Origin of the sequence: Priestia sp. JSM ZJ58, from assembly GCF_044383985.1 — a bacterium.
Taxonomy (GTDB): Bacteria; Bacillota; Bacilli; order Bacillales; family Bacillaceae_H; genus Priestia; species Priestia zanthoxyli.
The window spans coordinates 13,905-37,785 of sequence record NZ_JBISEM010000009.1 but is presented as its reverse complement, the minus strand read 5'-3'; the positions used below and the strand labels follow the sequence as shown (position 1 = coordinate 37,785).

Below are 23,881 nucleotides of genomic sequence, written 5' to 3'. Positions count from 1 at the left end.
GGAAAAAAGAGTAACGTTTAATTTAATAGTGTTATTCCGCTTAATAAATCATTCCAAACAGAAGTATTGGTGCAATTATCTCGCGAAACTTGAACCCAACAAATTTTGTCTTCAGGTGTTCCAAAATTCATGTCTTTTACTCCATGTAATTCTTCGTCAACAGTCTCAACTAACAGAAGGTTAAAGTTACCGTTAGTCATGTCTGTTAAAATTGATTTTAAGTTAATTACGTCTTCGTAGCTTGTGGGCATCCATTCATATCTTATAAATAACGTACGTTGACTTTGTGCAATTTGATTAAGAAATGTTTGAATACGATGATCTAATCTTATTTTATAAGGTGGGTATTGGACAGACCAGTCTTGGTTAGGAACCATAGGAAAGTCGTGAACAGAGTCAATGTTATATTTAATATCTGTAACATAATGAGCTCTTATTGATTCAGAAGTGCCGGATTTAAAAATAGGATATCCATTATCATCTACATAATTAGCTAGTATGTCTTTTTCAATTATGTTTTCTACTTCCATAAAACCTTGAAATTTGTTTCTTAATAATGTATTTACGTCAGGGAGAAAAGGAGATTGCATCCAATCAAGAGGAAACGAATGCCTTCTCAAACCGTGACGTTCGGAATAAAGCGCTGGGCCACACCAGCTTCCTAAGCCAGCCACCAAATTATAAGAGCCTTTTATATCTTGTAAGTTTATATCAATCACTCCTTTATTTTCTTACACTATAGTATATAGAATAGGGTTTTCAGTTGATTGGACAATAAAAGGCATATTTAAAAAGAATCTTTTTTACGAGTCTATATAAAGAGCAATTATTTATATTGGAAATTCAAATGTTACACTCCAATATAAAATAAAAAACATGACAAGATTAAAGGTTTGTCATGTTTTTTATTTTATATAGGATTACGTATTAATTACGGTAGTGACAGATAACGTACTAGTTGGAGTTGAGGTAGAAGTTGCAGAGTGAGTAACAAATTCTACAATTACAGGTGCTCCAACAGTTACAGTATCATCAATATTTAAGGCTGTAGTAGATAAAGTGTAGACATTAGTAGGTTGCATGACTCCATTGATATATATATTAGCGTAAGAATTAGCTGTTACATCAGGCAAAGCTGTGATTGTTGCTCCTACATCATCAATAAAGCTTCCAGCAGGTATCGATGTGACTCCTCCTGCAACCATTGGGGCCGTTACAAATGTTGTAAATCTTGCTGGGGTAGGAGCCACACTCGTTGCTGTTGCTACTGTAATATCTCCAGCAATTGTACTAGTGGCTGTAAAAACAGGTTTAATAATAGGCATATGTCTTATTCTCCTTTCGAAGCATGGGATGTAGAAAGAATGTTAATATCCCCTCTATCTATTAATAGTCAGATTTCTATTATTTGCCACGGTCAATAGTCTATAGAGGTAGTCCAAATTTTTAAATGGTGAACAATCTTTTTTACCATTTAGGTCTTTTGCCGTTTCTAAATTAAAGTAGAAGAATAATAAATAGAGAATTAGCATTGTTTTATATTTCCTTTAATGATTTCAAAGTGTATTCGTAAAGAAGCATTTTAAAATTTTTAAAAAAGAAGAGCGATAAATAATTCAATAATTAAGAAGGGAGGATCATAAATGCCAATCGTTAAGCCCTTTATGAATTCTTTAAGGTTTAGTAGCACTGCAGGAGCAGGAACAGGTACTGGCGCTACCTATAGTATTCTTGCTACAGCTTTTACTACTGATGGAGGAACAGCTGCTACAGTTTTTCCAACTGCTCCTGCTTATTATAATCTTTATATTAACGGGCAAATTCAAACAGGTGATACTTCAACAGTTACTAATAGTTTTATTACCATTCCTGATGGAGACACCCTTGCATCTGCTACCCCTATTGTGGTTGAATTTGTTGTAAACTAACTAATGTATTCTATTTTTTAGCTGATTTCCCAACTGGGGAAGTCAGTTCTTTTTTTTATGACTATCTTAGAATTTATAAACTTTTTTATACTTCCTTATTAATTAACACAAATTGGATAATAATGGGAACCTCTTTTGAAGGTACTTCTTCTGTGAGTAAAGTTAAGCTTCCTTTTTGAATTTGATAATTAATATCAGGCTGTAGAATACCATTAATAAATAAATTGATATAAGAAGCTTCTTCAGGTGCCAATATTTCAGTGGTTCCATATTGAGCTATCCCATCATTATTGGTATATAGGCGTTTTTGACCATCTGAAAAAGTAAAATATAATAAATTAGTGGAGGGAATTAAATCTGAGAGTGGAGGCCCCTGAGGCCCCTGAGGTCCTTGAGGCCCCTGAGGTCCTTGAGGTCCCTGAGGCCCTTGAGATCCCTGAGGCCCTCTGTACTTTTGATTACAGAGGTTATGGATGGAACAAAATACCAATATAGATTGTGAATTGGAAACATATACAGAATGGGGTGATCTGTAACAATGAGCTTTTCGTTTCTTTTTTTTGTAAGAGATCTTTTTACAGAGAACGTATCTACGTATCAAGTGTCAATACCTCCTTTTATTGCAATTTCATCTACCTTAAATCAGTGAAGGGGAGAGTAGACATACAAGAAGGATAAAAGAAGAAAGGTAACCTTGAGGTTCTTTATACATTAGAGTAGTTAATTATAACTTGACCTTTTATAGCTGTTATAAGGAAAAGATGAAGAAATATTACTCTAGCGACTTTTGTCCAACATATACATTCACACGTGTCTTCTTTATCTGAAATGATTATATATAGGTTTGTTAACAAATATTAAAATAACTGTAAGTTTTTCAGTTGTTTCTTCAAATAGAACTTCCAATACTTATGGTATTCATTTACTTGGTAAATGAGCGCCTAATGATAGTATAAGTGATATAGAATCTATAACCTAAGAGTGAATCCTACTGATAACTAGCATCATCCGGGCTCATTGTTTAGGAGCATTATCGATACAATTTTCACCTCTTCATCCACCAAGTTTATTAAGTAAATAGGTTTCACTCTAAAACGCTTTAACTACATAGCGTATACAGGATGTAGTTAAGGCGTTAGCAGGAACAATAAAGAATTGTATTGAATGTATATACAAATTGTATAAATGAGGTGATAAGGTTGGGGAAATTGGATAAGTACGCTCGGCAATCAAAAGCAAAAGAACCAAGTAAGGTTCTGCCCATTCGGTTACCTGAAAGTATATATGAGCAATTTCGACAACGTTGTGAAGAGTTAGGGTTATCTATGTCTGAAGCTGGATATTTGCTCATTAAAGAAGAATTAGAAGATGGTCTATACAACGCCAGTACAAATGAAGTTGCTGCAACTACACAGCGAATACAAAATCGTATACATCGTGAAAACACTTCGTATACAAAGGAAAATACAGATAAATCTCCTTTTTTTTCTACTAGGTGGACGTCAATTAATTATGAAGTTGAAAACGAATTACCTTGTCCTCTATGTCACCAATGGTATAGCAAAGCGAATTTTTCTCGCCATGCCAAAAACCATAGTGCCACTACTAAAGAGCTTTTAGAAAACAATGAAGATATAGTTTACAAAATGATCAATGAACGTAAACTAACTCTGTAAACAGTTTATTATATGTATTTGTATAGGTGTGGAGATTCACCTTTTGATTCCAGAAAGACACCTGAGAGGGAACAAAAGGTGAATGCTCTAATTGTTAAAGTAATCATGCATGAATGCATTTTCTATTCACCAAATGGTGAGGGGGTGAAATTCTGCAATTAAAGCATTGTATTGTACTTGAATTTTACATCTTTGTTTACGCCTTAAACTTCACTACTACTGTTTCTATTAGCTTATCAAACAACCAACCTCTGCGAAATTTCTACTCTAATTACCTTATCTCTACATACAAATAATTCCTTTACCGTGTTGTTAACCTGAAATTAGATAGTCGAATAATCACTTTTTTTATGAAAATGACTATTATTGGACAAGCACACAAACATTTTATAAACAAATGAATAAAATAGTATATAAATAAAAAAGGAGTGATTATTATAAAAAGCTATCGTCACCATAATAAAAACGATGAAGTATATTATGTAGAAGCAGCTTACCCATCTAAGGGTTCATATAATAAGAAAAAAGAGAATGAAAAATTCTTTGTTGAAAATCATACAATTGAGGGTTCTGGAACCAATTTAACAGGAAATATCCCATTAACTATTGCAGTTCCTGCTAATGCTATAGATGTAACTGTTTTTGAAGACTTTACTAGAAACCATAACAAAACGCTTCTTCAGTTATCAGCTGCAGCTACTGGTGTTGGTGTAGCTACTGGTCTTACGGTATCAATTTTTGTTAGAGGATCTAGGCTACCGATCTCAGCGACTATACCTGCAGGTTCTACAAGAGCTTTTCAAGTTGAAAACTTTGAAAAATTAACTGTTTCGAATCCTTCTGCTACTACGGCTGGAACTTTAAATGTCTTTATACAGAAAACATTTTGTATTGGTTGTAACAGTCAAAATAAAAAATCCAATAAAGGCTGTTGCTTCTAAAATAATAAAAAACCACCATGTACAATTTACTTTGTGCATGGTGGTTTTTTTATTACTAGAAAATTTTAAGTATCTTGATTACTGCAGCTATATTTTAGACATTCTGTCTGTGAAAAAGAAAAGGGCTATTAACCTGAGAGTCAATAGTCCTTTCTTGATACTTATTTAGTTACAAGTAATTAGAGTTAGAATCAAATAGCTTAATTGTAGTAACTTTTACTGCATCTACATTTATTTTTAGCATAGTCTTTCTCGTAAAAGACAACTTTATCTCTACCATGATCTTTTTCATGTTTATCTTTGCATTTATCTCTACCATGATCTTTTTCATGTTTATCTTTGCATTTATCTCTGCCATGATCTTTTTCATGTTTATCTTTGCATTTATCTCTGCCATGATCTTTTTCATGTTTATCTTTGCATTTATCTTTGCCGTAGTCTTTTTCATGTTTATCTTTGCATTTACCTTTGCCGTAGTCTTTTTCATGTTTATCTTTGCATTTATCTTTGCCGTAGTCTTTTTCGTGTTTGTCTTTGCATTTACCTTTGCCGTAGTCTTTTTCGTGTTTGTCTTTGCATTTATCTTTGCCGTAGTCTTTTTCGTGTTTGTCTTTGCATTTATCTTTGCCGTAGTCTTTTTCATGTTTGTCTTTGCATTTATCTTTGCCATAGTCTTTTTCTTCTTTATTTTTACGCATGTCATACATCGCTTTCAAGCAGTGCTTACTTTCTTCATTAGAATCATAATAAAATTTAGTCAAATAAATTCCCTGCCTTTATTTAAAATTGGTGTTTCTATATATTGTATTTTTGAAAAGGGAAATTGCTTGTACATTAAGGTAAAAATAGCTTTTAGACTATTGTTAAATCGATAGTCTAAAAGCTATTTTCCAAAATCTATTTATTCGTATATTCCTAGTTCCCTGCCCCATGTTGAAATTTTTTCAAGGTGATAACTTAAGAGCTCACCTTCACGATTATCAGCAATCCTTCTCAGTTGAGTGTGAAGGCCTCTTTCCAAGGTTCGCTGGAGATAGGCCATTTTATAAAGAATCATAGGGTTTGTTTTAAAGGTAATTCCGTGTTTTTTCATTTCAGCCACGTATAGACCCACACACTGAGTACGTATTTTCTCTGCATTTGGTTGCCAGTCTTTTCTGAAGCCTAACAATAGTTCCACTAATACAACCATGTCAAACCATACTGGAGCGTATTTGGCTGACTCCCAATCAATGAATTGAATAGGCCATGGTGTATGTCCAGTAACATTTTTGCTACATATATTTTGCATGTGTAGATCGCCATGCGTAATAGCTAATCCATTTTTAGTTAATTCAGGAAAGAAATCCGGTCCTTTATTGTATAGCTTAATTAATGATGAATAATAAGGTTTTATAATATGGCCAATACGATCATCTTTCATTGCTGCATGCAATAGGTCAACTGTTTGATTCATAGATTTGGCCCTATTCTTTTTTGTAGAAGTATAAACAGGTAGCCAATCTCTCCAAACGTTTTCATTCTTTTTAAACCTATTTTCAAAAGTTTGACCATGAAGTTTAGCTATACTGGGAATAATATATTGAAAGTGAGACGGAGAGAAGGTCAATTGTCCACGTATTTGATTAACAAATTCCATAAAGACCCAGGTTTCATTTTTGACTGTTTCTACAAGATAAATGCGAGGCAAAAACTCTTTTAAAATGGGGTAAGATTTTTTGTAAATATTAATCTCTACTTCATTTTTGTAGGCTGTCGAATTGTAGACCTTAAAGATAATTGGATAATAACCATTTTTTCTTTGAAGCAGTAATTTATATATACTACTTCGTTTTGTTGATTTTAAACACTTAATTTCTGAAGGGATAACTGTAATTTTCTCACCCATCGAATAAGAAAGTTTTTCTGCTATTTTTAAATCTTTAATCTTATAATAGAGCGCCTTAAGATCATACATAGTAATCATTCCTTTCGCTTACGTTTCCACGTATTAACTAAATGAGACCATGCGCTTCTGAAAAATGGCATTGGATCATTCCATGCAAATAGAGCAAACTCTTTTTGACCTTGCAGCCCCAGATAAAAATCTTTGAATGTCATTTCGGAAGTTTTTTTCTTTTGAAGGAAAGTAAGGTAATACCTTATAAGGTAAATCCATTTAATACCGTCTATTTGATTCAATCTAGGCTCTGGGTTTTGGTTAGTGAGGTATAAATAATAGGTGTAGGCAAAGTCAATACCTGAGGGGCCTGTGAGACTATGGGTAAGCCAAAAGCGAGGGTTTATTTCAATGAATTTATAAATTCCATCTCTTGGATCCTTTTTGAATTCAGCCATGCCTATGCCTTTGAGCTTTATTTCTTCAAAAAATGGGAGACATATATCGATAAGTTCAGGAACTCTTTTGCTGACGATATGAGCACCTGTTCCAAATTCGGCAGGAAACTGATGGTTTTTTTGTAAGGAGAATAATGCAAGTAGTTCCATATTTTCATTATAGAGAGTAGCTACTTTATAAAAGCATTGATTGTCTCCAGGAATCAGTTCTTGAATAACTAATTGTCCGCATTCTCTATAAAAACAATAATCATTCCTTAACTGCTCAGGAGTATCAAATACAATTGCTTTTTTGTTGATTTTCTTTCTGAACTCGTGGCCGAGAACAGGTTTTAAAATACATGGGAATTCAACATTTAAGATAGCCTCTTCAAGTTCCTCTTTACTATCTATTACATATGTTTTTGGACATGGAATATTATGCTTGACGGCGAGCTCGTAAGTTTTGTTTTTATCAAGCACTTGCTCAACTAAATTATCATCAGGTAATAAAAACAAGAAGTAATTTAGCAATTCGTCTCGGTTTTTGGAAATGAATTGTACGTAGTCATCTGCTCCTGTATACAAGACAGGTTTTGAACCAATTTTTTTAGAGAGGTTAATTAAGAAGTTTAATAGTTTCTTTTCCTCAGTTACAGGACTAGGGCATATACTGCAAGTAGCTAGGCGTGATTTTCCTATTTTATATGGTTTTTCTGTGTCAAAAGCGTAAACATTAATACCTTTTGCTGTTAAGCTTCTAATAATGCCAATCCCGTTAGCGCTCAAATCAAGAATAACTGCAGAGTGTTCATGGTTCATACTTTAATTCATCTCCCAAAAATCAGTGTACAAATGTTTTATTTTTCCTACCATGCTGTCTACAGTTAAGTGGTTTTTAGCATGGTTTTTCGCAGTTGTGCTCATTTTATTTCGCACTTCTTTATTTGTAATGAGAAATTTTAATGCATGTGCTAGCTGTTCAGGGTCCCCAGGTTCGACAATAATACCTGTTTTATTATGCTTTATCAGCTCAGGAATTCCTCCGCAATTTGTGGAAATTACAGCAGTACCACTATGCATAGCTTCAATTATTGAAATGGGTAAGCTATCATTGATTGTTGGAAGTACAAAAATGTCAGTTTTATTTAAGAGTGAAGGTACATCGTCTCTAGAACCTAAAAAGTTTACCATTGATAAACCCAGAGCCTTTTTCTGTTTTTCTAATTTCTCTCTCATTTGTCCATCACCGACGATTAATACCTCTACATTGGAAGTATATTTTTTTAGACGTGCCAGTGCGTCAAACAGATAATTATGTCCTTTTCGAGGACCAAGCCTAGCTACGCATGTAATAACTAGCTTTTGTGAATCCTTTTCTTTTCCTTCCCTTTGGTTCACTGGATAATCAATTCCCGTAATAACTGTAGTGATGTTTCTATTTTTTGCTCCTAGCTTTATTAATGGTTCACGAAACGAATCGCTTAAAACAATAATATGACTTGCATATTCTATTGCTTTACTTTCAAGCTCCGTAAAATATGCTTCTTCTACAGACGACTTTTTAATGATGTTAAATTTGAGTCTATTAGATGTGAACATTCCATGGGGCGTGTAAAATAAGGGTTTATTATAGAATTCATTAAATCTTCCCAAGATATTTGCTGTAAATAAATCTTGTGCATGAAGAATATCATATTTTTCTAAATTTATTGTTTCGAGCATTTTTTCATATACATATATAAGTCTTTGATGATTTAAAATTCTGTCATTGTAACTTCCATAACGTTTGGTAAAAAAATGTTTTAAATTTGGGGTAGCAACTTCTCGGAATTGCTTTACTTTTGACATTGAAAATTGATTAGGAGAAATAATGTCTACTTTATGTCCTTGACTTTTTAAACCTTTACTTAAAGTAGAGATATAATTCGACAGTCCACCCACGTGAGGGAAGCTCCAAAAGGTAGCAATTAAAATAGAAAATTTCTTTTTCGAATTTTTTCTTGAAGAGCTTCTTCTTTTCGAATTTTCTTTTGAAATGGTTTTTCTAGAAGAGCGCGACTTAAGTCCATAATATTGGTCTAACGTGTCGATTAGATAGGGGTAGGGAAAGGCAATTTCATGGTTCATTTCCAAACCCTCCTTATAATTTCAAAAGCTTCAGCATAAGGTACGCCAATGCTCATGCCTCTTAGCCTTCCTAAGTACTTAACACCTTCATAAGAACGAGGATGAGGGAACGATCTCATTTCGAGATCATAATGTTTAAGGGCATTAAGTTTACTTTCCATGGTGGCCGTAACATCTACAAAAAAATTTGGTTTAAATGTCTTTTCACAAGAGAAAGCACCCCATTCACTCGACGAAACGGTTTCAAATGTAATTAATTCTATGGGGGAAGTATATGGGAGTGGTCTAGTTGCAGTTAATACCGCCTGAAAAGTGATCTGATGATCTCTATTTAGATCTCCATAGTGATGTGTAAAAATCTTGACCGGTTTGTATTTTTTGATAAGCTGCTCGATTTCTTTCGTTAATTCGTGAAGAGGAATCATTTCTAGTTCCAAATTGACATGCTCAAGAAATACTACTTCTTCAATACCAATTTCTTTATTAGCAAGTCGACCAAATTTCTGAATATGATGAGCTTCTTCCTTTCTGCCCAAAGCAGTAATTACCGAAATTACTTTATACCCTTCATCTACAAATTTTTTTAAGGTTCCTGCGGTTCCTAATAGTTCATCATCAGGATGAGCCCCGATTACTAATATACAATTGCTCATATCTGTGCCTCCTGTAGCTTTTTCTTCTATACTTGTACTATAAACAATATATGAGCTTATCCAGATATTAGAAACCGTCATTGGCGGAGAATTAAAAATTAGAGCTATACTAATTAATATAGAAGGCATATTTGTTGCTTCTTTCATTATGTAATTTTAGTAGTAAGAAAAAGTAGAGCCATAAAAGAAATAAGACCTATTGCTAAATGCCAATAGGTCTTATTTCTTTTTTAGGTAAAATTAATACTTAGAGTTTAATTTCCATAAATTTATAACTCTCATTTCTTTACAAGTATCCTTACAAGAATCATGTTTTTTATGTTTCTCACACTTTTTACAAGGATTTTTATGATCTTTCTCTTCCAAAGTCCAATCTTCTTTATACTTCATATCAATATTCACCTCTTTCATTACTATAGTATGTAACCGTTGGTAACAGGAGAGGGTGCTTGTCTTGGATTTGAACAAAAATTTTTCGCGAACTTATATGTAGATGGATAAGTATACAAGCAATTTATTTATAAACGAATAGAATAACAAATGGGGAAGGAGGAACAGAATGGGAAAATCATATTTTCATTATCGTAGTGATCATGATAGGTGGGATAGGCTTCCGAAAGAAACTCTCTTTAAATGGCACAATAAGAAAAAGTATCAGCTGCTGAGTAATAATAATGTCCAGCTTGTTCCGTCTAACAGCGTTAAAAAATTAGACTTGTTGAATGATAAAGCATTTGGGCACTCTTCTCAGAAATTAATAGGAGAAAAAGAAAATGAACTTATGAATTTTAAAAGGTATAAGGTAGTTGGACAAGGCAAAGATGGTGTTATTTATCAATTGACTGATAATCGATGTGTAAAAGTATTTTTTAAGGAAGAGGTATATAAAAAAGAGTTAGAAGCAATAAAAGTGGGGCAGTCGTCTTTTATTATTCCTCATCTCTACGATTATGGACCAAATTACATAGTCATGGAATATATAAAAGGAATTTCCTTGGCAAAACATCTGAAAAAAAATCAATATATAGAAAAGGCTTTGGTTGTACAATTGATAAGCCTCTTTAATGAATTAAAGAAATTAAGTTTTCGTAGACAAGATACGGAATTACGGCATGTTCTAATAACTGAACAGGGAAATTTAAAAATAATTGATCTTAAAAGAGCTTTTAGTTCTAAGCGACCTACTCCTATTAAATTACTAAAAGATTTGAAGGGATTAAACTTATCAAAAGAATTTTTATCTCATGTTAAAGATATTCAACCTTCTCTTTATCAAAAATGGAGAAATTTTGATAAAGAGTGAACTCCTTAAGAAATATTTGAAATCATTAATTGTAGCAACAATAATTGTGTTTCTATAAGATTATTGTTGCTACAGGTTATAAAATAAAATCATGGTTATGCCACCTCTTATAGAACATAAGTATCCACGTTATGTTCTTATATTAGGTATCGGTTATTGTATAAGTTGACTGATCACCGACAGGGAGGGTAGCAATGACAATATTAGTGGCACCATCAATGACAGAGACTACACTATTTTCTTCATTCGTTACGTGAATTTGATTATTGGCTGCGTTAACATCAACCATAGAAGGTTGTTCTATGACAGGTACTATTCCAATTACAGCATTTGTACCTGCATCAATGACGGAAACGGTATCACTATTTTTATTAGCTACATAAATACGATTGTTAGATAGGTTAGCCCCTAGGTCAGTAGGCTGATCACCGACTTGCACTGTAGCCATTACAGCATTCGTCAATCCATCAATGACAGAGACTGTATTTTTAAATTTATTAGCTACATAAATACGGTTAATATAGGGATGGACATCTAAATTAATTGGGTGGGTTTCTACAGGTATTGTGGCAACAACAATATTGGTTGCACCATTAATGACGGAAACAGTATCATCCCCAGCATTTGTGATATAAACTCTATCCGTGTAGGGATTAACCCCTACACCTGAAGGCTGACTCCCAACTGGAATAATTCCAATAACTGTATTTGCACCTGCATCAATGACGGAAACTGTATTATCACCTTTATTAGTCACATAAATACGATTAGTAGATGGATTGCCATTTACGTTTGCTGGCTGACGTCCTACATTTATAGTGGCAATTAAATCATCAGTTAATCCATCCATCACAGAAACCGTATTGTTATCCTCATTTATTGTATAAATTTGATTAGTAGATGATTTTCCTTTTGGAGATAAAAAATCACCTGCAACATGCACAACCTTTGCTTTTTTTCCCATTTAACTCAACTCTTTTCATAAATACTGTTAAGAAAATTGTTGAAAACATAAGGCACTTACCTTATGTACAAATATATGATGTTAAATTTATTTTATTATCTTAAATTTTTAGGCGACAGAGATGGCTAGTACAGTTAACCTAAGATAGAAATGCTACTGTTTTTATTTAAATGAAAATATTGGTGAGTAAAAAATCGCTTCCACAACATGTGAAAACAAGGGGGAATTGTTTCCTTTTAGGCCATTCCTGCATATGTTGTTATGAATAACGACCTTATATAGAAGGAGCGATTAATATGAGTGATTCACCTAAAAAACCGGAGATTGTTCCAAATAAGTTAATGGACTTATTAGTAAACGATGTTTTTTCTAAACATGGCATAGATAAAGAAAAAATTAAAGGAAACCTATCTGAAGAGAAAAAACAAATGCTTAAAGAAATGGTTGAAGATTTGTCAAAACGAGTGGATGAGTTTGTAAAACAAACAAATGCTACCAACAAAAAAAAATAAATTATATTATTTATAAACGCCGTTAAATAGGCGTTTTTGTTGTTTTTTAAAATGGTTGCACTCAATGGTCAATTGGCCCAATCCTATTGATTGGTATGTTCATATATTAATACATACCATGAAAAAGGAGTGTTAGTTATGTCATCTAAAAAGTATTATTCTTACGATGTAAAGAAAAAATGCAAAAGCAAACATAAAAAAGATGATCCTAAGAAGCATTGTAAAGATGGCTGTAAAGTAGATCACTATGAAAGTGAATCTACGGAATATGATTACTATAATAGTCGTGAGAGTTTCGAAAGTAGGGAGAGTTTTGAAAGTTTTAATGCAGAAGTAGTTCAAGAGGCAGATCAACTTTCTTTAATTGACCAAGAATCAGATGAATTAATTTGGATCAAAGATTCTTGTGATGTTAATGTCACTACAACAGATACTCAAGCAGCTATCGGTATTCAAGTGGCTATCCAAGTAGCCATCGCTATTGTAATTCGTATTGCCATCGGCGATACTGTTCAAAAAGATGGTGTGCTTCAAGACTTATTACAGCTATCTGAAATAGAGCAAACAAATAAACAAAAAATTTATATTGAGAATTCTAAAGACGTAGAAATTACAACGACTGATACAGACGTGGCTCTTAACGTTCAAGTATTGTTACAAGTATTAGTAGCTATTATTGTACTTGTCGATGTTCTTTAATTAAAAATTAAACGAGGTGAGAAAAATGGGTGAAAGAAAATGGAGAGCACTAGACCATTGTGAAAATAAACGGTTCAGTGGTAGAGACGTATGGCAAGAAGCTGATCAAATAGCTGCTACTGAACAAAAATCTTTTGAGAAAATTATTGTTAAAGATTCAGAAGGTGTTAGAGTACAAACGACAGATACTCAAATTGCAGCGACTATTCAAGTAGCTTTACAGATAGCTATTGCAGTAGTAGTTCGTATTACAATCGGTGATAATGTGCAAGGAAACAGCGTCGTTGAAGAACTAAAACAATTCGCTAGCATTAAACAAAAAAATTCTCAAAAAACAATTATTGAAAACTCTACAAATGTAAATGTTACAGCTACTGACACAGATATCGCTGTAAATCTTCAAGTACTATTACAAGTATTAATCGCTATCTTAGTTACATTAGACATCCTTTAATATGTAACTAACCTTCTGAGCGTAAAAACAAGGAAGGGAAATTATTGTAATCCTATATAGGAAAACAGAATAAACAGGGAATTTTATTCTGTGAATGCATTTAGCTAAATTTATTCGTGCGTGTTTTAGTAAATAAAAGAAAGTAAAAAAGCCTTCGCGTTTATAAAAGCGAAGACTTTTTTATTAAATAAAATTGAATAATATTCTTAATCCGAATAAGCAACTCCATTAAAACTTTCTGGTCCAACTCTCACAGTTCCTAGGATGTTACAAGTGATGAAAGCTGTGTAAATTAAAAGATTAGAAGCTGGCTTTGGTACATTAAAATCTGAAGCAGTAAACGTAAAAAGCTGTGGTCCTAAAAGGTTAATATTCAACGCCTCCGATGAAGAGTAGACAACTGGGTCGTTAAAGGCAGTACCTCTTACAATAGTAATTGTAACAGTAGTTGCGACAGGGAGGAGTGGTAATTGGCAAGCTACAGTACCACTTAATTGAGTACGAATAGCACCTGTAGCACTTGTAACGTTGAGGCCAATTTGACCGAATAGACCTGGATTAGAGAGAAGTGTAATAGGGATAGAAATAGAGTTAGCTATACTAGCATTTTGAGATGTTCTAGAATCTAATAATATCGTCATGGTATTTTTAACCTCCTTTCTATGTACTATTACTATATGAAATGGTGACCTGTAGTGATTGGACAAACTAATTACCTTATAGTGTTATTTAAACTGTTATTAATTAGATTAACATCTGATTAAGGATTCTTTTAATGAAAAAGTGTTCGAATTTAAACCATACATACTGAGAGATACACATAGAATGATCATATGTAAAGCAATAAATTAGGTGTCAGGAAAACAGCTTAATGAGGCCTCATGATGGCTAGAATTCTTAAAGGCGGAGGAGTATATATGAAGGATATTCATTTGTTTTTAATTGGATATGTAAACTCAAGTTCGATAAAAAAAGCTATAGATTCGGTGCATCTTATTAATAATCGTATAGATGAAATTATTATCTTGGACATACCGGAGTCTTTAAACCAATTAGGATTGACTTTTGAAGGTGCAAAGACAAAATGTATAAACTTACTTGATAATGATTTAGGGTTAACATTAAATCATCACATTCAATCACTGTCTTGTGAATATGTCATGTTCTTGTATAGTTATGATTATTTAGATAATAGTATTACGAAGCATCAATTAGCATTAGATGATGAGAAAGTTGTAATGACTTACGATATCACAATTAATAATAAAGTTATACAGCGACCGTTTTTGTCAAAGGCTTCTTTTCTCCAACAACATCCCTTCTCTTTGAGATGCCACATTCCATTTAAAGAATCTGTTCTTCCATCTTGGCTTTCAACAGTAGATGAACTATCTATCGCTTCTTCACCGAATAAATTGGTTAATCAAACATTCATAGATAAAACCAGTAGTAATCTTCAAAAGTTAAATTTTATAGAGAAGTATCAGCAAAAGTTAGAGAAACAGAACTTAGCTCCTTCGATTGCTGTTATTATAGCTAATTATAATATGGCTAATTATGTAGGGATAGCTATTAACTCGTGTATTCTGCAAAGTAGTCTTCCAGAACAAATAATAGTAGTTGATGATGGATCAAACGATCATTCCCTAGAGATTATAAAAAGTTTTAAAAACACACCAGGTTTTAGGTTTCTTAGTAAAGATAACGGTGGGAAAGCAAGGGCTCTTAATGCGGCTCTATCATATGTTGAAACAGAATTTGTCATGGAGTTAGATGCCGATGACTGGCTAGACCCAGATGCATTTTACACTATAAGAAGATGTTTAGAAAATTTAAAGGAAGATGTAGCTGTTCTCTACGGTAATTTAAGAGCATGGAAGCAGAATGGAGAAGAAAATATAAGGTATAAAGGGTTAAGGAAAGGACGAGCGATTCTCAATAGAAACGACCTTCTTTCCTATGTATTTCCCTTAGGACCTCGCATCTATCGTACGTCGACTTTAAAACAAAATAACGGGTTTCCTTTAATTGATTTTGAAGGAGGACGAATGTATGAGGATGTAAGTGTATTAAATGATCTAATAAAAACACATCGATTGTTATATAAGGATATGACAGTTTATAACGTAAGGGAACATCCGTTAAGTATCACGAAAAAAAATCACTCCAGTTGGAGTGATTTCTTAAAATACCTTGACTAGTTTACGCAACCGGTGAAATTTTAATTGAAGTAATTGATGGAAGAGCAATAGTTAAAGGAAGAGTAGTTCCGCCATATCCATATCCCACAGTTTGAAGGATTGTAATAAGGCCATTTGTTACAGCAGTGATAATTCCTTCAACAAAGCCATCTGCTAGTGCGATTTCGACTGGTGTACCAATACGCTTTGTTAATTCAGCTACTAAAGTACTTTCAAACATAGTATGACTCCTTCCTTAAAGTGATGATACTGTTTCAACTTTAGAAAGTGGGATATAGTTTAACGATCCGTCACTTTCAGCAACTGCCACGTAGTCTGATAAAACAGCAAGTAAAACACCTGTAATGGTTTCATTTGGTGTAGATAGTTGAACTGTTTGATTAACACGATTTTTTAAGTCGTTTCTAATCGGGGCTGAACCAGATGAAATTGGTAGTCCTGCTAATATGGAGAGAAGATTTCTTAAAAGATCACTAGCAGAAGTAGTAGTAGTACTTACAAGACCCGTAGTAGTGTTTAAGATATCAGTTGTAGTCGTATTAACGGTATTTAAAAGGCCAGTTGTAGTTGTATTAACAGTATTTAAAAGATCTGTTACGACAGTAGTAGGATTAATAGTATTTAAGGCGTTAGTTACAGTAGTAGCAGGGTTGACAGCATTTAAAAGGTCTGTAGCAGAAGTAGTAGTTGTGTTGACTGTTTGAGGTAATGAAAGCAGGTTTTTTAACAACGCTGCTCTTGCTTCACTTGATAGTGCCAATAGAATTCATCCTTTCTTAAAGCAAAGTTTTTGCATTATTATCTATGTTTTATAATATGCTTATCCGATTTTAAGGTGCTCGGCGGTTTACCTAATTTACTTAAAAATCCGCCTTTCTTATACAGTAGCAAGAACTAAATAGTAATTAAGAGTGTTCTTTATATTTTAACGCTAGCTGTTCCATTACGTGTTTATGACGATTAATTACAATTTTGTTTTCTTCTTTTATAAAAGAAGCATATTTTTTGCTCCCCATATTTTCATGTATCCTTGATAACAAAAGGGGCTGAGGGATGTATTGTAAATCGAATATTTGAATGATTCGTAACCATAAGTCATAGTCATGAGTATAAAGAAGTGTCTCGTCAAAAAGACCCACATGGTCAAACACACTTTTGTGAATCATAATTGAGCAGCCGTTAATAATATTTCCTTTGCTTATTCTAGTGATAAGATCTAATTTATTTAACGTCTGAATACCTAAAGGCGGACTAATAATTCGTCCTCTATAATTGATGGCGTAGTAATTTGTGTGACTAAAAAAGGCATTATGAGTTTTCATCGATTCTAGTTGTATGGCGATTTTATGATGATCATAAATATCATCAGAACTAAGCCAACATATATAATCACCTGTTGCTTGCTGAATTCCTACATTTAAAGCACTCGCTGTGCCACCATTTTCTTTTGTAATATAGATGATTTTATCTAAATAGGGAAGGATTTTATCCGTATGCTTAGTAGATCCATCATTTACTACTATAATTTCAATATTGGTGTAGGTCTGTTTAGTTAAACTATCTAGTGCATGATCGATATAAGAGCAATTAAAGAATGGCACAACAATAGATACTTTTGACATATTCACTTCTCCTTTCAAGAATTAAAAATCTGTGATTATGTTTTTAGGGAAAATAACAATTTTTAAATTTACATCGCATTTATTAACATATGTAACACGGTTTACATATGAAATAGAAGTTTATTAATTCTACACGTAAAGGTGGAGAGGGAAAATGAATGTATTATTCGTGTTTTATGTTCCAAGTGGAGGAGTAGAAACGTTAAATCGTCAAAGGTGTAAAGCCCTTAAAAAGTACAACATTAATGCTCATTGCCTTTATTATGAAAATAGAAAGAAAAGCATAAATGACCATGGGACCCAAACGTTTGTAACGAATGAAGACCATGAAATTAAAAAAATACTTGATGAAGGAGATTATAGTCTCATTGTCATTGTCTCAGATTTTCAAGCTCTTCCTCGGTTTAGATCGCTTGGATATCAAGGGAAAATGATTATTGAAATACAAGGGTACGGCCCAAAAAGTACAGCAAAATCTGCTCTTACAGATGCTATACCTCTTGTCACTAACTATGCTTCAGGATTTCTTAATCCCAAGACTCCTCATATCGTGCAATTACTAGATGAACTCTACCCCTCATTTCCAAAGTTTAGTTTCAACAATTGTTTTGATACTAATCAGTTCTCCTATAAAGCTGTACCTACTAGTCATCAGCCTAACGTCGCATGGATTGGGCGAATCGAAGATAACAAAAATTGGAGAGAGTTCTTAAAAATCGGTAGCGAATTAATCCATAATCACAATTCAAACATACGATTACATATGTTTGAAGACCCTACTCTAAGCGAAGCTAAGGAAAGAGGTCAATTTGAAAAATTAATTAAACAGTTAGATTTAGAAAAACATCTTTTTCTTCATGCAAACGTTCCGAATGATCAAATGGCCGTTTATTTTTCCATGATAGGGGAATCAGGCGGGTTTTTATGCTCTACTTCAAAGGTAGAAGGAGCCCCATATTCTCTTCTTGAAGCGATGAGTTGTAAATGTCCGGTTTTAACCACTGACTCCGATGGCGTAAGAAGCTCAATTATTCATAATAAAACGGGGAAATACTATACATTAGGTGACGTTACCGAAGCTGTTAAAGAGGCAAAGGAGTTAATGACGGATTCTCAGTTAAGAGAAAAGATACGTAAAGATGCTTTTGAGCACGTAAAAGTAAATTTCAACCCAGATTTATACTGTGTGAATTTTATTTCAATGATTCAATCACTGGGACTAAACCTCAGTAAGTAAATAAAATACCAGATATTTTCTAGTATCTGGTATTTTATTTTTCTTGATTTTCTGTGTTAAGTTTTTCTGCTTGTTCGTAAAGCGACAAAAAATTAGTAACCATTTTGTTAAGGTCCCATTTATCTTGAGCCCACTCTTTTGTACAAGAAGCTAGCTGGTTTCGAAGTAAATCATTTGCAAGCAAATACTTTAATTGCTCATACAGTTCATAAATATTTCCTACAGAAGAGACTAGCCCGCTCCTTCCCACTTCAATCATTTCAGGTAATCCAGCTGTATTGCTAATAAGAACAGGAAGGCCTGCAAGCTGGGCTTCCATAACAGAATAAGGCTGAGTATCGTGAATACTAGGGTGAACAAAGATATCGGCTTCTCTAAGGAAATGAAGAACATTATTCGAGGCACCTAAAAATCTAACTTTATCTTTTAGATCTAAGTTTGTGCATTGTTTTTCTAATTCCCCTTTAATTTCGCCTTCCCCCAGTATCCAGCATTCCCAATCCTGTCTACCTTCTTTTAAGAGAGCAAGGGCATCTAGGAGGTGATGAATGCCTTTTAAATAGACAAGCCTTCCCATATAAAGGATAATTTTTTTACTCTGCTTGGGTCCGATAAGTGGCTTCTCCATGGCATCCCCAAGGAACTGTTGATTACTAATTCCATATGGAAAGGTAACAATTTTGTCTGAAGGAATAGAAAAATTATCTACAACATTACGAGACATCCATTCGGTTGGACTATGAATGAAATCACTGGCTTGATATCCTAACTTCTCAATCACCTGGTGATATTGATATTCAAATGTAGCTTCTATTTGTTCGTCTGTTTTATGAGGGTGCATGGTTTTGAGTGTGAAAAAGATATCACGTGATAAATTTCCAAGAGCACTAGTAACAAGTGGAATATGAGAAGGTTTAACTCGATTTATAGCGTTTGCTGCTGTGACATCTAGCGCATGTATAAGGTCATATTGCTGAAGGTTGTAATATGCTGCGGAAAGCTCTAAGCTATAACGAAATAATTCAGTGTTGTATATCCAACTCTTCATTGGAAGTGAAGGAAGCTCAGTAAGCAATTTTTCTTCAATATAGGGAGAAAGAACAGCAATATCTATTTCTGGTTTTTGTCCAATGATTCGATATTTATTTAAATCAGGGGTCTGGCTAAGGATATGAACTGTATGACCTGACTCTTTCAGTGACTGTTGGAGTGATGATACAAATGTCCAAACGCCTCCGGTATAGGGGAGTGGGTAATAGGAAACTAATAAAATCTTCATTTTATAATCATCCTTTAATTATTTTCTCTCTATTCAATAGTAAGAGGAGAAGAATAAGAATTTTCAACGCCTAAAGCACCTCATTGAGTATGAGAAAGAATTATACTTACAACCCCAGGATCAGGTATCTTATAATTGGTAGGTAAATTAGTTTTTACTTCATTTAAAAACTCAATTAGATTTTCATCAAATAACGAATCCTTATTATTCTTCATGTATGTCCCTTCTTTTCTCAAAATTGATATATGCTTAAATTTTTTATTATTTTGCAAATTCCTATCTATATAATATGTCCAAAATTTTTAATTGGCACGGACGAGTGCACGCTGATAGTAGATAAATATAATAACAATTTTTGTAAATTATTTTTTACAAAGTTTGTTTATTAAAGTTTCCATACAGATTTGTATGTAATAAACTTTACACATTTCCATGTAAAGTTTTTAGAGTGAAAGATAAACTTGTGTCCTAATAATACGTTTCATTTATTAAATGAAAGTAACGAGTGGAAATACTTGTAATGAAGACTAAATAGGAGGGTGTAAGGAGTAATCATAGAAGGATAAACTCACCTAATCTTGTGAAGGATTTGATTGTGATTTACTTATATATTTTTGCAGCAGAGGGCGGTAATGAAACTCGATAGTTTTCATTTCTTCTCTCATCTCATTTTGGTATCTACTGGTGCCTGATTTTTCATGAGAACGAAATTTTGTGAGTGCTTCATCATAATAATGGATTTCATAGCCATTGACAAGCATACGAAACCACATCTCATAATCATGAGTATAACGAAAATCCGGAGAGAAAATCCCAATTTCATCAAAGATCTTCTTTTTTATAAGAATGGTACATCCATTTATAGCATTATAAGTTAAGTAGGCATTATACACTTCTTCTAAATTAGAAAAACGTTTACAGCACCAAGGTATTAAAACTTGGTTATCTTTATTAATATAGTCAAAGTTAGTGAAGCTGGCATCTATGTGCCTTTGCTTCATAAAGTTTAGTTGTTTAGAAATCTTTTCAGGAACAAAATAATCATCCGAGCTTAGCCAGGCTATATACTCTCCTGTAGCAGTGAATAAACCAGTATTTATTGCAGTAGCCGTCCCGCCATTTTCTTTTCTTATATAAACAATTTTATCTTTAAAGGATTCTATCTTCGCAGTGTGGGATGTAGAACCATCGTCTACCACAATTACTTCAACATTTTCATAAGTTTGGTTTAAGGCACTTTTGATTGCTTGATCGACAAAGGCACAGTTGTAAAAAGGAATAATTATTGATACTTTTGGACCCATTGTTTCCCCTCCGAAAAAAAATTTTCATAGCATAAGTGAAACGTAGTCTAAATTATGACTTTTGTAGGTGGATAAAAGGTGGAGATGATAGTTCTAAGTTCATTAATGAAATCACACTCTTGATTAGAATATGCATAAACCTTCTTAAGTGACATGCTTTCGCAGAAACTTCATTCATATAAAAAACCTGATTTTATAAGAGAATTGCTATTTCTACGCACCTAAACTCTGATTTTCCATAAAGGTGAATAGGTAATTATAATGACAGAAAGAATCTCTAACGATAAAAGTCAATAATGTCCCGGATAGAAGATTCTAATGTCGTAGTTGGTTGCCAACCCAAGTCAGTTAGTGCTGTAGGGTTTGAAGTAACAAAATTATTTAAAGGACTTTTATCATCCACTTTCACTTGAAATTTAATAGGAGTTATCTTTTTGAAAATATTTATAATATCTTGTAAAGAATTACTTTTTCCAGAAGAGACATTGTATGAACGTCCATTTTCTCCTTTTCTGAGCAGAAAATCATAAGCTCTAACAGCATCTCGTACGTCTAAGAAGTCAAAACGATTATTTAAGTTACTCACCCTCAGATACTTTTCCCCCTCTTCTTTCTCCATAGCTATAATTTTTTTAGCGAAAATGGAACAAACTCCTTTAGAGAAGCCAGGACCTATAAGATTTGATGGTTTAGCGACAACAACATTCATATTGTATTGATTTGACCAAAATTGCGAAATGAGGGTTTGAATGGTCTTACTCAGACCATAGGGGTGATTAAACGTGGCTGGAACCGTTGGATCAAACTGAAGAGCAGAACCTACAATAACAGCTTTACAAGAAGGCATCTCTTTTCTAAGAGCATCAAGTAAGTATGCTGTAGCCATTGCATTTACTTCTAGAGATTGAATGGGATTATCCCAGGATAATCCCACAGCGTTTTGACCTGCCAAATGAAGGAGGTAGTCCGGCTTGGTTATTGAAATTAACTCCTTTACCGACTCATTATTAGATAGATTGCATGTTCTGCGTTTAATTTGCTTATTAGAAAATGAATTCATGTTTGTGATAGCTATGACGTCAAACTCTAATCTTGAAAAATAATCACATGCGTGAAGTCCAGTAAATCCACTAGCACCGGTAATTAGTAACGTAGGTTTCTTATCCAATCACGACACCCCACTCTGAATAATAATCTAATAAATAAAACTTATTATAGATGTATGCTTAAAAAGCTAAATATTTCATCTAATGCTCAACAAGACACGATCCTAAAACATAGAGTGAAAATACAGGCAGAGGTCTATAGCATTAACAAATTCCATGAATACCTATATAGAGAGACTTTTAGAACGTGAATGCTACGGGAAGAGGAGAGAACATAATGAAAATACTGCTTGCTACATTCTGGGAAGTTCCCCATGTAGGTGGAGTTTGGAATTATATGCAGCAATTAAAGCAAGAGCTTGAAGGGTTGGGTCATGAAGTAGATTTACTTGGACATGGACTTGGAAATAAATCAGTTCATATTGTTAATAAAAATATAGAGGTAATTAAAGATGAACTATTATTAGTAGAAGAATTGGAACAACATGAGAAAAATACTCCTATTCTATATAAAGATCCAGTAGTGAAATTTTATGAAAAAGAACGTATTGGTTATACAAGAGGTGTTTCTCGTTTAAATATCAACCAATATGATTTAATTCACACACAAGACGTTGTAGCAACTGCGTGTATTCGTTCCTTAAAGAGTGTAAAAACGCCGGTGGTAGCAACTATACATGGTTGTGTTGCTCACGAGTTAAATCGCTACATCAAAGACATTCTGAAGGCTCCTACAGCTGATATAGCTACTAAATATTTTAATGAACTTGAACATACAGGTGCTATGGCTGCTGATTGTACTATAGTTGCAAATCATTGGTTAAAGGAAATTTTAATTCAGGAATTTAGGGTTAATGAGCATCAACTTAAAGTGTTTCATTACGGATATGATATAGATTCTTTTTTAAAGCGAATGCAAACACCATCTAATGTTCATCCACCAGTTGGTCAACAAGTAATTATTTATACAGGGAGATTAGCTGAAATTAAAGGTATTCATCATCTATTAGAGGCTCTCAGTGAACTCAAAAAAATTAAGAAAGGCTGGGTCTGCTGGATCGTTGGAGATGGAGATCAAAAAGCTGAGTTGAAGGCTCAGAGTAGAGCGCTCGGTTTAGGTAAGAGGGTTTTATTTTTAGGTAATAGAAACGATGTGCCTTCTTTACTCTCTCTTGCTAACATTTTTGTTTTGCCAAGTCTTATAGAGAATCAACCTTTATCAGTTATTGAAGCTCAGATTGCTAAAAAACCAGTAATAGTAAGTGACGCAGGGGGATTACCCGAAATGGTTCAGCATGGATCTACAGGTTTAATTTTCCAGGCAGGTGATGCCACATCGTTATGTGAAAACCTTTATAATTTGCTAATAGATCCAGCATATAGAGGCATGTTAGGAGCCAATGCACAAGAATGGGCTTTAAAACATTGGGATCAGAAAGATGCAGTTCAAAAAGTTCTAGATGTTTATAAAGAGGTGCTTTCACATAAGAGTGAAATGTAAATATATCGAAAAGGAAGCTAAATGTCTTTTTTGGAAATGATTGGGTAGGTAGCTT

The 23,881-nt window shown here is 33.5% G+C and carries 27 protein-coding genes; 10 read left to right on the top strand and 17 right to left on the bottom strand.

All coding sequences use genetic code 11. The features are described from left to right. Positions 1–17: 17 nt before the first annotated feature. A complete protein-coding gene (locus tag ACH6EI_RS26755; RefSeq protein WP_049166417.1) occupies positions 18–719 on the bottom strand; it encodes a DUF1796 family putative cysteine peptidase in 702 nt (233 codons plus the stop codon). A gap of 201 nt (positions 720–920) precedes the next feature. Further along, positions 921–1,325, bottom strand: a complete 405-nt coding sequence (locus tag ACH6EI_RS26750; RefSeq protein WP_028412740.1) for a DUF4183 domain-containing protein — start codon at positions 1,323–1,325, stop codon at positions 921–923. A 318-nt stretch (positions 1,326–1,643) separates the two neighbouring features. Between ACH6EI_RS26750 and ACH6EI_RS26745 the strand changes: the two genes are divergently transcribed. Next, positions 1,644–1,928 (top strand): DUF4183 domain-containing protein, encoded by a 285-nt coding sequence (locus ACH6EI_RS26745; RefSeq protein WP_028412741.1) that lies wholly within the window; start codon positions 1,644–1,646, stop codon positions 1,926–1,928. A gap of 85 nt (positions 1,929–2,013) precedes the next feature. On the opposite strand, the gene ACH6EI_RS26740 is transcribed toward ACH6EI_RS26745, so the two are convergent. After that, complete coding sequence (locus ACH6EI_RS26740; RefSeq protein WP_397378468.1) at positions 2,014–2,529, bottom strand: DUF4183 domain-containing protein; 516 nt, start codon at positions 2,527–2,529, stop codon at positions 2,014–2,016. Positions 2,530–3,127: 598 nt separating this feature from the next. Here ACH6EI_RS26740 and ACH6EI_RS26735 point away from each other — a divergent pair. Both ACH6EI_RS26735 and ACH6EI_RS26730 read left to right on the top strand, forming a co-directional pair. Continuing rightward, complete coding sequence (locus ACH6EI_RS26735) at positions 3,128–3,604, top strand: hypothetical protein (protein WP_033580848.1); 477 nt, start codon at positions 3,128–3,130, stop codon at positions 3,602–3,604. Positions 3,605–4,032: 428 nt separating this feature from the next. Further along, entirely contained in the window at positions 4,033–4,545 is a 513-nt protein-coding gene (locus ACH6EI_RS26730; protein ID WP_048019995.1) for a hypothetical protein, read from the top strand. 200 nt (positions 4,546–4,745) lie between these two features. Here the strand turns inward: ACH6EI_RS26730 and ACH6EI_RS26725 are convergent, their stop codons facing one another. From ACH6EI_RS26725 to ACH6EI_RS26700, 6 genes are all read right to left on the bottom strand, one after another. Next, a complete protein-coding gene (locus ACH6EI_RS26725) occupies positions 4,746–5,306 on the bottom strand; it encodes a hypothetical protein (protein WP_049166416.1) in 561 nt (186 codons plus the stop codon). A 140-nt stretch (positions 5,307–5,446) separates the two neighbouring features. Next, on the bottom strand, positions 5,447–6,502 hold the full coding sequence (locus ACH6EI_RS26720) for a phosphotransferase (protein ID WP_028412743.1): 1,056 nt from the start codon (positions 6,500–6,502) through the stop codon (positions 5,447–5,449). Positions 6,503–6,507: 5 nt separating this feature from the next. Next, positions 6,508–7,683 (bottom strand): carboxylate--amine ligase, encoded by a 1,176-nt coding sequence (locus tag ACH6EI_RS26715; RefSeq protein WP_014462109.1) that lies wholly within the window; start codon positions 7,681–7,683, stop codon positions 6,508–6,510. Positions 7,684–7,686: 3 nt separating this feature from the next. Beyond that, complete coding sequence (locus ACH6EI_RS26710; RefSeq protein WP_049166414.1) at positions 7,687–8,991, bottom strand: glycosyltransferase family 4 protein; 1,305 nt, start codon at positions 8,989–8,991, stop codon at positions 7,687–7,689. Further along, positions 8,988–9,644 (bottom strand): PIG-L deacetylase family protein, encoded by a 657-nt coding sequence (locus ACH6EI_RS26705; RefSeq protein WP_033580846.1) that lies wholly within the window; start codon positions 9,642–9,644, stop codon positions 8,988–8,990. Before ACH6EI_RS26705 ends, ACH6EI_RS26710 begins: the two co-directional genes overlap by 4 nt. Positions 9,645–9,884: 240 nt before the next feature. Then, positions 9,885–10,034, bottom strand: coding sequence for a hypothetical protein (locus ACH6EI_RS26700; protein ID WP_014462112.1), 150 nt, complete (start codon positions 10,032–10,034; stop codon positions 9,885–9,887). 169 nt (positions 10,035–10,203) lie between these two features. On the opposite strand from ACH6EI_RS26700, the gene ACH6EI_RS26695 reads away from it, so the two are divergent. Then, the gene (locus ACH6EI_RS26695; protein WP_080974307.1) at positions 10,204–10,947 is read left to right on the top strand and encodes a hypothetical protein; all 744 of its coding nucleotides are present in this window, start codon (positions 10,204–10,206) and stop codon (positions 10,945–10,947) included. Positions 10,948–11,089: 142 nt separating this feature from the next. Here ACH6EI_RS26695 and ACH6EI_RS26690 read toward each other — a convergent pair whose 3' ends face one another. Then, positions 11,090–11,911, bottom strand: a complete 822-nt coding sequence (locus tag ACH6EI_RS26690; protein ID WP_033580845.1) for a YncE family protein — start codon at positions 11,909–11,911, stop codon at positions 11,090–11,092. A 296-nt stretch (positions 11,912–12,207) separates the two neighbouring features. Here ACH6EI_RS26690 and ACH6EI_RS26685 point away from each other — a divergent pair, with 296 nt between their 5' ends. The 3 genes from ACH6EI_RS26685 to ACH6EI_RS26675 all read left to right on the top strand — a co-directional run bounded on the left by ACH6EI_RS26685 (position 12,208) and on the right by ACH6EI_RS26675 (position 13,576). Beyond that, positions 12,208–12,423 (top strand): spore coat protein, encoded by a 216-nt coding sequence (locus ACH6EI_RS26685; RefSeq protein ID WP_014462115.1) that lies wholly within the window; start codon positions 12,208–12,210, stop codon positions 12,421–12,423. Between the two features lie 138 nt (positions 12,424–12,561). After that, positions 12,562–13,122: a spore coat protein gene (locus ACH6EI_RS26680; protein WP_014462116.1), complete on the top strand. Its 561-nt coding sequence runs from the start codon at positions 12,562–12,564 to the stop codon at positions 13,120–13,122. A 25-nt stretch (positions 13,123–13,147) separates the two neighbouring features. Continuing rightward, positions 13,148–13,576, top strand: a complete 429-nt coding sequence (locus ACH6EI_RS26675) for a spore coat protein (protein ID WP_014462117.1) — start codon at positions 13,148–13,150, stop codon at positions 13,574–13,576. Positions 13,577–13,782: 206 nt separating this feature from the next. Here the strand turns inward: ACH6EI_RS26675 and ACH6EI_RS26670 are convergent, their stop codons facing one another. Then, positions 13,783–14,217: a hypothetical protein gene (locus ACH6EI_RS26670; protein ID WP_014462118.1), complete on the bottom strand. Its 435-nt coding sequence runs from the start codon at positions 14,215–14,217 to the stop codon at positions 13,783–13,785. Positions 14,218–14,460: 243 nt separating this feature from the next. On the opposite strand from ACH6EI_RS26670, the gene ACH6EI_RS26665 reads away from it, so the two are divergent. After that, positions 14,461–15,777: a glycosyltransferase family 2 protein gene (locus ACH6EI_RS26665; protein WP_034327521.1), complete on the top strand. Its 1,317-nt coding sequence runs from the start codon at positions 14,461–14,463 to the stop codon at positions 15,775–15,777. A 1-nt stretch (position 15,778) separates the two neighbouring features. On the opposite strand, the gene ACH6EI_RS26660 is transcribed toward ACH6EI_RS26665, so the two are convergent. The 3 genes from ACH6EI_RS26660 to ACH6EI_RS26650 form a co-directional block, all read right to left on the bottom strand. Next, on the bottom strand, positions 15,779–15,997 hold the full coding sequence (locus ACH6EI_RS26660; protein ID WP_014462120.1) for a hypothetical protein: 219 nt from the start codon (positions 15,995–15,997) through the stop codon (positions 15,779–15,781). Positions 15,998–16,012: 15 nt separating this feature from the next. After that, positions 16,013–16,537 carry a hypothetical protein gene (locus tag ACH6EI_RS26655; RefSeq protein WP_014462121.1) on the bottom strand — a complete coding sequence of 175 codons (525 nt, stop codon included), beginning with the start codon at positions 16,535–16,537 and terminating at the stop codon, positions 16,013–16,015. A 145-nt stretch (positions 16,538–16,682) separates the two neighbouring features. Continuing rightward, entirely contained in the window at positions 16,683–17,399 is a 717-nt protein-coding gene (locus ACH6EI_RS26650; protein WP_034327523.1) for a glycosyltransferase family 2 protein, read from the bottom strand. A gap of 154 nt (positions 17,400–17,553) precedes the next feature. Here ACH6EI_RS26650 and ACH6EI_RS26645 point away from each other — a divergent pair, with 154 nt between their 5' ends. Next, positions 17,554–18,636 (top strand): glycosyltransferase family 4 protein, encoded by a 1,083-nt coding sequence (locus tag ACH6EI_RS26645; protein ID WP_014462123.1) that lies wholly within the window; start codon positions 17,554–17,556, stop codon positions 18,634–18,636. Between the two features lie 34 nt (positions 18,637–18,670). Here ACH6EI_RS26645 and ACH6EI_RS26640 read toward each other — a convergent pair whose 3' ends face one another. From ACH6EI_RS26640 to ACH6EI_RS26630, 3 genes are all read right to left on the bottom strand, one after another. Then, the gene (locus tag ACH6EI_RS26640; RefSeq protein ID WP_049166413.1) at positions 18,671–19,915 is read right to left on the bottom strand and encodes a glycosyltransferase family 4 protein; all 1,245 of its coding nucleotides are present in this window, start codon (positions 19,913–19,915) and stop codon (positions 18,671–18,673) included. Between the two features lie 572 nt (positions 19,916–20,487). Continuing rightward, positions 20,488–21,219 (bottom strand): glycosyltransferase, encoded by a 732-nt coding sequence (locus tag ACH6EI_RS26635; RefSeq protein ID WP_049166412.1) that lies wholly within the window; start codon positions 21,217–21,219, stop codon positions 20,488–20,490. Between the two features lie 277 nt (positions 21,220–21,496). Next, entirely contained in the window at positions 21,497–22,387 is an 891-nt protein-coding gene (locus tag ACH6EI_RS26630; RefSeq protein ID WP_014462127.1) for an NAD-dependent epimerase/dehydratase family protein, read from the bottom strand. A 215-nt stretch (positions 22,388–22,602) separates the two neighbouring features. Here ACH6EI_RS26630 and ACH6EI_RS26625 point away from each other — a divergent pair, with 215 nt between their 5' ends. Continuing rightward, positions 22,603–23,826 (top strand): glycosyltransferase family 4 protein, encoded by a 1,224-nt coding sequence (locus ACH6EI_RS26625; RefSeq protein ID WP_049166411.1) that lies wholly within the window; start codon positions 22,603–22,605, stop codon positions 23,824–23,826. Positions 23,827–23,881 lie beyond the last annotated feature (55 nt).